The organism is Kribbella catacumbae DSM 19601 (genome assembly GCF_000372465.1).
GTDB classification, from domain to species: domain Bacteria; phylum Actinomycetota; class Actinomycetes; order Propionibacteriales; family Kribbellaceae; genus Kribbella; species Kribbella catacumbae.
On sequence record NZ_AQUZ01000025.1, the window covers coordinates 120,485 to 130,556 of the forward strand.

General features: G+C 67.0%; 7 protein-coding genes and 2 pseudogenes. 8 read left to right on the forward strand and 1 reads right to left on the reverse strand.

Annotated elements, in window-relative coordinates; all coding sequences use genetic code 11:
* Positions 1–54: 54 nt before the first annotated feature.
* The 8 genes and pseudogenes from A3ES_RS0124830 (at position 55) to A3ES_RS48280 (ending at position 9,432) form a co-directional block, all read left to right on the forward strand.
* A complete protein-coding gene (locus A3ES_RS0124830) occupies positions 55–1,080 on the forward strand; it encodes a LacI family DNA-binding transcriptional regulator (protein WP_020389550.1) in 1,026 nt (341 codons plus the stop codon).
* 185 nt (positions 1,081–1,265) lie between these two features.
* Entirely contained in the window at positions 1,266–2,945 is a 1,680-nt protein-coding gene (locus A3ES_RS0124835) for an ABC transporter substrate-binding protein (protein ID WP_020389551.1), read from the forward strand.
* A 78-nt stretch (positions 2,946–3,023) separates the two neighbouring features.
* The gene (locus A3ES_RS0124840) at positions 3,024–4,091 is read left to right on the forward strand and encodes an ABC transporter ATP-binding protein (RefSeq protein ID WP_020389552.1); all 1,068 of its coding nucleotides are present in this window, start codon (positions 3,024–3,026) and stop codon (positions 4,089–4,091) included.
* Positions 4,088–5,068 (forward strand): ABC transporter permease, encoded by a 981-nt coding sequence (locus A3ES_RS0124845; RefSeq protein WP_020389553.1) that lies wholly within the window; start codon positions 4,088–4,090, stop codon positions 5,066–5,068. The genes A3ES_RS0124840 and A3ES_RS0124845 overlap by 4 nt, the downstream gene beginning before the upstream one ends.
* Positions 5,069–5,071: 3 nt before the next feature.
* A complete protein-coding gene (locus A3ES_RS0124850; RefSeq protein ID WP_020389554.1) occupies positions 5,072–6,118 on the forward strand; it encodes an ABC transporter permease in 1,047 nt (348 codons plus the stop codon).
* Positions 6,119–6,131: 13 nt separating this feature from the next.
* Complete coding sequence (locus A3ES_RS0124855; RefSeq protein WP_020389555.1) at positions 6,132–7,136, forward strand: ABC transporter ATP-binding protein; 1,005 nt, start codon at positions 6,132–6,134, stop codon at positions 7,134–7,136.
* A gap of 70 nt (positions 7,137–7,206) precedes the next feature.
* A complete protein-coding gene (locus A3ES_RS0124860; protein WP_051084796.1) occupies positions 7,207–8,631 on the forward strand; it encodes a GH1 family beta-glucosidase in 1,425 nt (474 codons plus the stop codon).
* A gap of 130 nt (positions 8,632–8,761) precedes the next feature.
* A pseudogene (locus A3ES_RS48280) lies at positions 8,762–9,432 on the forward strand (DUF3626 domain-containing protein).
* Positions 9,433–9,625: 193 nt separating this feature from the next.
* Here A3ES_RS48280 and A3ES_RS56220 read toward each other — a convergent pair.
* Positions 9,626–10,072, reverse strand: a pseudogene (locus A3ES_RS56220) (DUF222 domain-containing protein); the annotation flags it as partial.

Consider the following 10,072-nt stretch of genomic DNA (forward strand, 5'->3'; position numbering starts at 1 on the left):
ACACATCGTTCACGAATCGGCAACAGAAACCCCAACCGCCCGAGGGGAGCTGAAGTGTCGATCACCATCGCCGACGTCGCCGCCCGCGCGGGGGTCAGCAAGACCACCGTGTCCCGCGTACTGAACGGCAAGGGCGAGCTCGACCTGCGCACCGCCGAGCGGGTTCGCCAGGTGATCGCCGAGCTCGGCTATGTGCCGAGCGCCCGCGCCGTCGGACTGGCCCGCGGCCGGACCCGGATCGTCGGCATGCTGGTCCCCTCGCTCACCTGGCCCTGGATGGGCGAAGTACTGCAGGGCGCCGTGGATGTGGTCGAGTCCGAGGGCTACGGCCTGCTGCTGTTCACCTGCAACCGGGGTGAGGAATCTATGCAGCAGTTCGCCTCACAGGTCTCGGCCCAGTCCTTCGACGGCCTGCTGGTGATCGAGCCGGAAGGCACGCTCGCCTACATCGAACAACTGCACTCCCGCGGCTTGCCCGTCGTCCTGATCGACGACCGGGCCAAGCAGCCCGTCTTCCCGTCCGTCGCCACCACCAACCGCGCCGGCGGCGCGGCCGCGGCCCAGCACCTGCTGGAACTCGGCCGGCATCATCCGCTGGTGATCACCGGCGTGGACTGGTTCGGCTGTACCCAGGAACGCCTGGAAGGTTTCCGCGACACCTACGCGGCGGCCGGTATCGAGCTCGACCCGCGGCTCGTCTTCGAAGGCGACTTCACCCACGACTGCGGCCGCAAAGGCGTCCAGCAGGCACTCGACGCCGGACTGCGGTTCGACGCGATCTTCGCGCACAACGACCTGTCCGCCGGCGGCGCCATCCAGGCCGTCCGGGAGACCGGCCGGAACGTGCCGAACGACGTGTCCGTGGTCGGTTTCGACGACATCCCCTACGCCCAGCACACCGAACCGCCGCTGACCACGGTGCACCAGCCGATGCGCCAGATGGGCCAGGCCGCGGCCCGGATGCTGATGGACTACTTCGGCGGCAAGCCGCTGCCGGACGAACCCCAGGTGCTGCCCACGACGCTGATCGTCCGCAGCTCAACCGCCCCCGTGCCCGCCCGCCGCACAGCCGGCCGCTGAACTCCGGCGGCGGGGTGGCTGCCCCCGCCCCGCCGCCGGTGAAAAACACCGATACCGATCTGTTAGCGCCGCCGATATTCCCATGAGAGCGCTTTCACGGCACGATGCGAACCGCCCCCAGCTCCACCCGACAGTCAAATCGAGAAGTCATCCGCCAACCAGTTGGACGAAACACAGGAGGAACGATGCGAGCTCGACGCTCAGTCGCGCTAGCCCTCACGGGCGTGCTCGCGGCAGCCCTAGTGGGTGCCTGCAGTAGCGGGGAAACCAAGAAAGAGGCCGCCGGCTCCGGCAGCACCGCGACGGTGCTGAACGTGGGCATGCCGAACGGTCCGCAGACGGAGAACCACAACCCGTTCCTCGGCTCTTCGTCGGGTGCCTCGCTGGGGTACCGCTGGATGATCTACGAACCGCTGGTGATGATCAACGGCATCAAGCCCACCGAGCCGGGCAAGCCGTGGCTGGCCACCGAGTGGAAGTGGGCCGACAACTTCACCAAGCTCTCGCTCACCGTCCGAGACGGCGTCAAGTTCTCCGACGGCTCGCCGATGACGGCCGACGACGTGGCCTACTCGTTCCAGCTGCGCAAGGACCACGAGGGCCTGAACCAGGACGCCATCCCCTACGGCACGATCACCGTGTCGGGCAACAAGGTCGACCTGACCTTCACCCGGTCCCAGTTCGTCAACCAGAACAAGGTGCTCACCGTCTTCGTCGTACCGAAGGCGCAGTGGTCCGCGCTCAAGGATCCGACCCAGGACACCTTGAAGAACCCGATCGGCACCGGCCCGTACAAGGTGAAGTCGTTCACTCCGCAGACCACCACGCTGGCGGTCCGCGACGCGTACTGGCAGGACCTGCCGAAGGTCAAGGAGCTGCGCTACACGTCGTACAACGACAACAACGCGCAGACCACCGCGCTGGCCAACGGCGCCTCGGAGTGGAGCTTCGTCTTCGTCCCGAACGTGAAGGCCGTCTACCAGTCCAAGGACGAGAAGAACCACAAGCTGTGGTTCCCGGCGAACCTGGGCATCCACGGGCTGTGGATCAACACCACCCGCAAGCCCTTCGACGACCCGGCTCTGCGGCGCGCGATGGACAAGGTGATCAACCGCGACGACATCTTCATGCAGGGTGAGGCCGGCTACTTCTACCCGAAGGTCGAGTCCGTCACCGGCATCCCGACCCCGGCCGGTGAGTCGTTCATCGCCCCGGAGTTCAAGGACAAGTTGCACTCGGTCGACGTCGAAGGTGCCAAGGCCGACCTGGCCGCCGCCGGGTACAAGCTCGAGGGCAACGTCTTGAAGGACAAGACCGGTAAGCCGGTCACGATCACGCTGACCGACCCGGCCGGCTGGTCCGACTACATCACCGACCTCGAGATCATCAAGGACAACCTGTCCACGATCGGGATCAAGGCGACCGTCGACAAGGCCAACCAGGACGCCTGGTTCAAGGCCTTCGACGAGGGCAACTTCGACGCCGGCATGCACTGGACCAACGGCGGCGCGACGCCCTACGACATCTACCAGAACATCATGGACGGCAAGATCCTGAAGCCGGTCGGCAAGGGCGGCGTGAGCGGCAACTACGGCCGGTTCAACAGCCCGGAGGCGACCAAGGCGCTGGACCAGTACGCCAACGCGACCGACGACGCGACCCGGACCACGGCGCTGAACACGCTGCAGAAGATCATGGTCGAGCAGATGCCGGTCATCCCGACCTCGGCGTCCAACGTCGGTGGCCTGTACAGCACCAAGAACTGGACCGGCTGGCCGGACGAGTCGAACCAGTACGCGCCGGCCCAGCCGACGCAGCAGAACGCACTCCAGATCGTCCTCAGCCTGAAGCCCGCAGGAGCCTAAGGACACGCCGCGGCCGGGATCCCACCACCTGGGGATCCCGGCCGCGGTGCCGCGATCACACAAGGAGTTCGAAACGTCATGACGGCGACCGAGACAGAACCGGTGACCACGGGCGACGTGGTCCTCGAGGCCGACGGCCTCACCAAACACTTCCCCGTACGGCGGGGTCTGCGCGACCTGTTCAGCAAGGAGCGCAAGGCGGTCCACGCGGTGGACGACATCCAGCTGACGCTTCGCCGGGGCCGGGTCACCGCGCTCGTCGGCGAATCCGGCTCGGGCAAGTCCACCGTGGCGCGACTGCTGGCACAGCTGTACTCCCGCACCGACGGCGACATCCGGCTGCACGGCAAGTCGATCACTGTGCACGGCGGGCGCAAGTTCCGGGCGTACTGCCGCCAGGTGCAGATGATCTTCCAGGACCCGTTCGCCTCGCTGAACCCGGTCCACACCGTCCGGTACCACCTGACCCGGGCGCTGAAGATCCACGGCCGGGCCGGCAAGAACTCCGCCGAGCTGGAGCAGAACCTCAACGCCCTGCTGCTGCGCGTGCAGCTCACCCCGCCCGAGCGCTACCTGGACAAGTTCCCGCACGAACTGTCCGGCGGCCAGCGCCAGCGGGTCTCGATCGCCCGCGCGCTCGGCGCCGACCCGGAGGCGCTGCTGGCCGACGAGCCGGTCTCGATGCTCGACGTCTCCATCCGGCTCGGCGTCCTGAACTTACTTCGTGACTTGAAAGAACGCCTGAACCTGGCCATCCTCTACATCACCCACGACATCGCCTCGGCCCGGTACTTCGCCGACGAGACCCTGGTGATGTACGCCGGTCGCATGGTCGAGGGCGGCGATTCCGAGACCGTCACCCAGCACCCCGCGCATCCGTACACCCGGCTGCTCATCGAGAGCGCGCCCGATCCCGACCGGCTCGACCGCGTCGGCGATGCGAAGGACGCTCCTGAGGACCAGGCCGGCGGTGAGCCGCCGAGCCTGATCGCGCCACCGACCGGTTGCCGGTTCCACCCGCGCTGCATCCACGCGATGCCCAAGTGCTCCACCGAACTGCCGCCGCGCTTCGAACTGCCGGTCATCTCCGGCGAGGGCGAACACTGGGCCGCTTGCTGGCTCTACGAGGAAGGGGCCGCGAAGTGAAGTTCCTGCTGCAGCGGATCGCGTTCTACCTGTTCACCGCGTGGGCCGCGATCACGATCAACTTCTTCATCCCGCGATTCATCCCGGGCGACCCGGTCACCTCGCTGATCAACAAGTTCCAGGGCCAGATGAGCACCGAGGCGATCCAGTCGCTGTACGTGCTGTTCGGTCTGGACAAGAACGCGAGCATGTGGAGCCAGTACATCGACTACTGGGGACAGATCTTCCGCGGCGACCTCGGGCTGTCGTTCACCTTCTTCCCCACCCCGGTCTCGGAGATCCTCGGCCAGAGCCTGCCGTGGACGATCGCCCTGGTCGGCATCACCACCTTCGCCAGCTTCATGATCGGTACGTCGCTCGGCGTCCTGGCCGGCTGGCGGCGCGGCTCCTGGCTCGACGGGTTGTTGCCCGTGACAACCTTCCTGTCGTCGATCCCGTACTTCTGGCTCGGCCTGCTCGCGATCACCCTGCTCGCCGGCTCGGACAGCTTCTTCCCTTCCTCGGGTGGTTACGAGCCCGGCCTGGTGCCGTCCTGGAACGGTGAGTTCATCGGCAGCGCGGTCCAGCACAGCTTGCTGCCGGCAATCACCATCCTGATCTCGTCGGTGAGCGGCTGGATCCTCAGCATGCGCAACATGATGGTTACCGTCGCGTCAGAGGACTACATCACCGTCGCGCACGCGAAGGGCCTGAGCGAGCGCCGCGTGATGGTCAGCTACGCCGCCCGCAACGCGCTGCTGCCGAACGTGTCCGGGTTCGCCCTGTCGCTCGGCTTCATCGTCGGCGGCACCCTGCTGGTGGAGATCGTCTTCTCCTACCCCGGCATCGGCTACAACCTGTTCCAGGCCGTCGGCTCCAAGGACTACCCGTTGATGCAAGGCGTGTTCCTGGTCATCACGATGTCGGTCCTGATCGCCAACCTGATCGCGGATGTCGCGTACCTGCTGCTCGATCCCCGCACCCGCAAGGAGGGCTGACCGATGTCCGCACCAGCCACCACCATCACCGCGGTCACGCCCGAAGGCCCGGCCGGAGTCGCTACCCCGGCCAAGCGCCAGCGGTTGCGGTTCGTCGCCAACCCGAAGGCCGCGACCGGTCTGGTCGTGCTCGGCTTCTTCTGCCTGATCGCGATCATCGGCCCGTGGATCGCGCCGTTCGACCCGTCGGCCCGCAGTAACGACCTGATCCAGGGCCCGTCCGGCAAGCACTGGTTCGGTACGACGCACCTCGGCCAGGACATCTTCAGCCAGGTCCTCGTCGGTACCCGCGGCGTCATGTTCGTCGGCCTGCTGGCCGGCATCATCGCGACCGCGCTGTCGGTCCTGATCGGCGTCAGTTCCGGCTTCCTCGGCGGCATGGCGGACGAAGGCCTGTCCGCGTTGTCGAACGTCTTCCTCGTCATCCCCGCGCTACCGCTGATCATCATCGTCGCGTCCACGATCCCCGGCGCGGGCGACCTGATGGTTGCCCTGGTCATCGGCCTGACGTCATGGGCCTGGGGCGCCCGGGTACTGCGCGCGCAGACCCTCTCGTTGCGACGGCGCGACTACGTCGAGGCGGCCCGCGCCACCGGTGAGAGCACCTGGCGGATCATCACCGTCGAGATCCTGCCGAACCTGACCGCCATCATCGCCTCCGGCTTCGTCGGCACCGTGATCTTCGCCGTGATGTCCGAGATCACCCTGGCGTTCATCGGCATCTCGACGATCTCCGAGTGGAACTGGGGCACCATCCTGTTCTGGGCGCAGAGCCAGCAGGCCCTGGCCCAGGGCGCCTGGTGGTGGTTCGTGCCAGCCGGTCTCGCGATCGCGATCCTCGGTACGGCGCTGTCGCTGATCAACTTCGGCATCGACGAGTTCGTCAGCCCTCGCTTGCGCAGCAGCGGCCACACCCGGGTGAAGACGGCCGACGGCCGCACCGTCAAGATGCGCGTCGGATTCACCCCCGTCCTGTCCCAGAACGACAAGTTGGACCCGGTCACTCCCGTAGTACGGAAGGCCGCTGACGAAGCGAAGGGCGCCGCATGAGGAGTTGGATCGTATGAAGGCACCAGTGCTGGAGATCAAGAACTTCAACGTCGACTACGGTCTCGGCGACCAGGCCGTCCAGGCGGTCCGCGACGTCACGCTGACGCTGCATCGCGGTGAGGTGCTCGGCCTGGCCGGAGAGAGCGGCAGTGGCAAGTCGACGCTTGCCTACGGCGTCACTCGGCTGCTCCCGCCGCCCGGCGTGATCAGCGGCGGCAGCGTCATCTACCACCCGCCAGGCGGCGACCCGTACGACGTGATGGCGCTGAGCAACTCCGAGTTGCGGGCGTTCCGCTGGGCCGAGACGTCGATCGTCTTCCAGGGCGCGATGAACTCGCTCAACCCGGTGCACAAGGTCTCTACCCAGATGCTCGACGTGATCCGCGCGCATGAGCCGCAGCTGAGTTCCGAGGCGCGAGTGGCCCGGGCCAAGGAGATGCTCAAGCTGGTCGGCATCTCCGCGGACCGGATGGACGCGTACCCACACCAGTTGTCCGGCGGCATGCGGCAGCGGGTGATGATCGGGATGGCGCTCGTGCTCGAGCCGCAGGTGGTCATCATGGACGAGCCGACCACCGCACTGGATGTGGTGATGCAGCGCCAGATCCTCGCCCAGTTGGTCGAACTGCGCGAGCGGCTCGACTTCTCGGTACTGTTCATCACCCACGACCTCTCGCTGCTGGTCGAGTTCTCCGACCGGATCGCGATCATGTACGGCGGCCGCATCGTCGAGCAGGCCAAGTCCGCCGATCTCTACAAGGACTCCCTCCACCCGTACAGCGAGGGACTGCTCAAGTCCTTCCCGGCGCTGCGTGGTCCGCGCCGGGAGCTGGCCGGCATCCCCGGGTCGCCGCCTGATCTACGCGGCATGCCCACCGGGTGCGCGTTCCATCCGCGGTGCCCGCACGCGTTCGACCGCTGCTCGACGGAGATCCCCGTCCTCGGCGTCCCCGAGGCCAGGAACGACCCGAACCGCGAGGTGGCCTGCTGGCTGCCGGGCCGCGTTCCGGTCGGCTGATCTCCCACCACCAAACCACGAAGGGAGCCAGTACGGCGCTCGCCCACCGGCGGGCGCCGTACACACGCCTATGAACACCACCGCTGTTCCCACCTCCGCAGTGTTCACCGCGCCGGCGGCCGAGCAGGAGCTGATCTCCAGCCTGCCGCCCGGTTTCCGCTGGGGCGTCGCGACCTCGGCGTACCAGATCGAGGGCGCTGTCGACGTCGGCGGCCGGACCCCGTCGATCTGGGACACCTTCTGCCGGGTCCCCGGTGCGATCGACAACGGTGACACCGGCGACATCGCCTGCGAGCACTACACCCGGATGCCCGCTGACGTTGCCTTGATCAAGGAACTCGGTCTGGACACGTACCGGTTCTCGGTCTCCTGGTCGCGCGTCCAGCCGCACGGCAAAGGCGCGGTGAACCCGGCCGGGATCGCCTTCTACGACCGGCTCGTCGACGAACTCCTTGCCCAGGGCATCGACCCATGGGTGACGCTGTACCACTGGGATCTGCCCCAGGAGCTCGAAGACGCCGGGGGCTGGCCGGTGCGCGATACGGCGTACCGGTTCGCGGACTACTCGATGCTGGTGTTCGACGCGTTGAGCGACCGGGTGGACACCTGGACGACGCTCAACGAGCCGTGGTGCTCGGCGATGCTCGGTTACGCGTACGGCGCGCATGCGCCCGGGCGGAAGGAGTATCCGGCGGCAGTCGCGGCGGTGCATCACCTGCTGCTCGGTCACGGTCTCGCCACCGAACGGATGCGCGAGGCGGCACCCCGCAAACTCGACATCGGGATCACGTTGAACGCGGCAACGGCGTACCCGGCCAGTGACGCGGAGCCGGATCTCGAGGCGGCTCGTCGCGCCGACGGGATGGGCGCCCGGCTTTACCTGGACCCGCTGGTCCACGGCCGCTACCCGGCCGACGTACTCGCCGATCTTGCTGCTGAAGGTATCGAAATCCCTGTCCAGGAAGGCGATCTGGCGACCATCTCGGCGCCGATCGATGTCCTGGGCATCAATTACTACTTCAGCCAGAAGTTCACCGGCTTCGACGAGGCCGGCCGGACCGTCGGCGACGACGGTCACCAGATCAGCCGGACGCTACCGTTGAACAAGCCGCGCACGGCCATGGACTGGGAGATCGTCCCGGAGGGTTTCACCGACCTGCTCGTCCGGATCAGCAAGGACTACCCCGGCCTCCCGATGGTCATCACCGAGAACGGCTCCGCCTTCGACGACACCGCCGACGAAAACGGCTACGTCGCCGACGAGGGCCGTACGGCGTACTTCGCGTCGCACCTGGCCGCGGTCGCCGAGGCGATCAAACAAGGAGCCGACATCCGCGGCTACCTGGCCTGGTCCCTGCTCGACAACTTCGAATGGGCCTACGGCTACGAAAAGCGCTTCGGCATCGTCCGCGTCGACTACGAAACCCAAGCCCGCATCCCCAAACAAAGCGCCCTCTACCTGAAAGACGTCGCCCAGCAACATCGCAACCGCTAGCCCGTACTACGGTCGCCGACGCGGCCGCCTTCTGTTGCTCCTATGTCGCTCCCGCGGAGCCCGCTCCCACCCACCCGGGACGCGGGCTCCTGCGTCGCCCGCTGCAGGAAGGCCGGCGCGTCGTCAGACAATGCGGTACTCCTCCGAGCGCTCATGCGATCATCCACTCGTGTCCGGCAACCTCTCGCCAGCTGCGGTGAAGGCGTTGCGCTACGTCGCTGGTGTCTCGTCAGGTGTTCCGATCGACCCGACGCTGCGGGTGACGCTGAACTTCCACCCCGATCGAGGGCAGATCCTCGACGCACTGGCCGAAAGCGGTTCGTACCTGTCCCAGTTCTCCACCGGCACAAGCAACGGCGGATTGACCGCGCGCCCTGGTGGAGACCGTTGGCGCTGGGAGAGCAGGATATTCGGCGGCGCCTACGACGACGCTCCCGCCGCCATCCGGCCTACGGAGCCTTGAACTTCCGCCACAAACCTGTCGGCGCCGCGCCACGCTTCGGCTCGGCCCATCTCAGGTTGACTGCTGGCGTCCTGCCACGGACGACCTTCTGCTACCCCGACAGCCATCGCTAGCCGGCGAACTTCGGAGTCGCGGCGGGGATGTCGCTGATCGAGCTGGCCGAGTCCGACGAGCAGGACGACCTGGACGACTACGTCGAGGCGCAGGTACACGAACCGGTGCATCTGGACCGCGACGTCGAGGCATTGGTGCTTGACTCGAGCTACCGGGGTACGGCGGTCGAGCTCGCGGCCGGACGGCTGCCTGCCCTGTTGAGTGGCATCGCGGCTTCCGGTTGAGCGTCGGCGAGCTTCGGCGGCATCCGGAGTACAGAGGTCAGCAGTACGTCGATCTCGGGGTCGCGGTTGCGGTTGCGGTTGCGGTTGCGGTTGCGGTTGCGGTTGCGGTGAACGGATGGCTGACACCGAGGGTGATCGGCGATGCGGTGGCTCTTGGCAGGTACGACGATCAGGACCTCAAGCGAGTCTGGCACTATCTGGCGCGCTTCGGTGTCAGGTAGTCCGTTGTGGGTTGCTTGGCACCGTCGGCCCAGGGGTCGAAGGTTGCGGCTTGTTCGGGGGTGATCCAGGGGACGTCGCCTGAATGCGGCCGGGGCCGGGTTGGTGTGAGGGATGCGTCGTCGATGGTGGGCCGTGGTGCGCAGGTATCGGTGTCGGTCGGCGTGGATGTCGTGGTGGGAGTGGGCGTGGTGCGGGTGTCAGCGGGTGTGGATGCGGATGCCGTGGGGCTGGTGCGGGTATCAGCGTCCGTCGCCGCGGGGTGTGCGGGGGCGGTGGTGCTGGGTGGGGTGGGTTGTCGGGTACTGCGGGGTGGTGGGTCGGCCCAGGTGGGGCGGGTGACGTGGACCTGGTTGTCGATGGTCTGGATGGTCCAGTGGCCGTCGTGCAATGCGGTGTGATGGACGCGGCACAACAAGAC

Coding starts and splice junctions, on each gene's coding strand:
- A3ES_RS0124855 (WP_020389555.1), top strand. CDS start 6,132: ATGAAGGCACCAGTGCTGGAGATCAAGAACTTCAACGTCGACTACGGT.
- A3ES_RS0124835 (WP_020389551.1), top strand. CDS start 1,266: ATGCGAGCTCGACGCTCAGTCGCGCTAGCCCTCACGGGCGTGCTCGCG.
- A3ES_RS0124840 (WP_020389552.1), top strand. CDS start 3,024: ATGACGGCGACCGAGACAGAACCGGTGACCACGGGCGACGTGGTCCTC.
- A3ES_RS0124850 (WP_020389554.1), top strand. CDS start 5,072: ATGTCCGCACCAGCCACCACCATCACCGCGGTCACGCCCGAAGGCCCG.
- A3ES_RS0124860 (WP_051084796.1), top strand. CDS start 7,207: ATGAACACCACCGCTGTTCCCACCTCCGCAGTGTTCACCGCGCCGGCG.